Here is a 1079-nt window from a genome sequence, read left to right as displayed (position 1 = left end):
TTCCATTTGCCAACACACCGAACTCCGGTGGGGTTTACAAAGCTTGGGTTTCCACAGCTGCGAGCGTAGAAGCCGCTTGTGAAGGTACTGACCGGTATGGCGAAGAAACTGGTGAAAACTGTGCCGGGTTCTTTGGATTTATCCCTCGATTCTCGAAAACAGATAACTTCAAAGCGAAGACTGCAGAGCCAGAACCGCCAAACTTTGATATTGCTTTTCGTGCGTTCCACGACAGAAACCTGAACTGCCAATATGATCCTATCATCGATGTAGTTATTCCTAATTGGGAGTTCGGTATTCGTGACTTAGCGATGGAAATGGGTGGTATGCGTAATACTAAACTTTCCAATGATTCTCCTGACGAGCCAATTACGTTTAGTGTTTTTGGGGTTGAAGACCATCAATGGAGCTTAGACCAATTCATGTGGTGGGCGAAAAAAGTTGGCTTTACCGCAATGAACACCCCATTCACTCACTTCACAACCTTCGCAGATTTAAGAGACTTTGCACCGACGTTCGAAGATGGCGATCTGCATATAGGCTTTGCAAACGCTCTAGCATGTCAAACCAACTTCGACGAAACCATCAAACGTTCTGCTGGTGAGGACACAGATGAAGCCAGCGGTAATGAGGAGAATGACGTTGGTTTCATGCCTAGTGCTTGGGCTCAACCAACCTTTGGTGATGATCCCGTGTTAACCATCCGTTTTGGTTCTATCGGTATTGCCAATCTTAAAGTGTGTAAGTCGTTCGATATGAACGGTAACGGTATTCATGATGAAGGCGAAGGCTTGATTCCGAATTGGCCGGTCAACCTTTACATACCTGACAGTGTACCCGTTCCTAAACCATTCAACCCTGAGTATCCAGAAAATGGTGAATTCTTAGTGATAGAACAACTTCTCCTTGATGCCGGCGTTCTTCCACAAGGTGAGAATTTAGCGGAAGTCGATGTCAATGGTTACGTACAGCGGATGACAGGAGAGGATGGCTGTGCCACATTCTTCGTTCTCGTTCCAAATGTTCGCGGTGAAGATCCCGCGCCTTATGAAGTGAGCGAAAGCCTTTCTGCTGCATGG

At 46.5% G+C, this 1079-nt stretch carries 1 pseudogene; it reads left to right on the top strand.

Features of this window, described 5'->3' with window-relative positions:
* Positions 1-1079: pseudogene (locus tag R7O12_RS26580) on the top strand (hypothetical protein); the annotation flags it as partial.

It is taken from the genome of Vibrio sp. Vb1574, from assembly GCF_033338675.1.
Note: the sequence above shows the minus strand (reverse complement) of the source record. Positions and strands in the feature narration are given on the sequence as shown.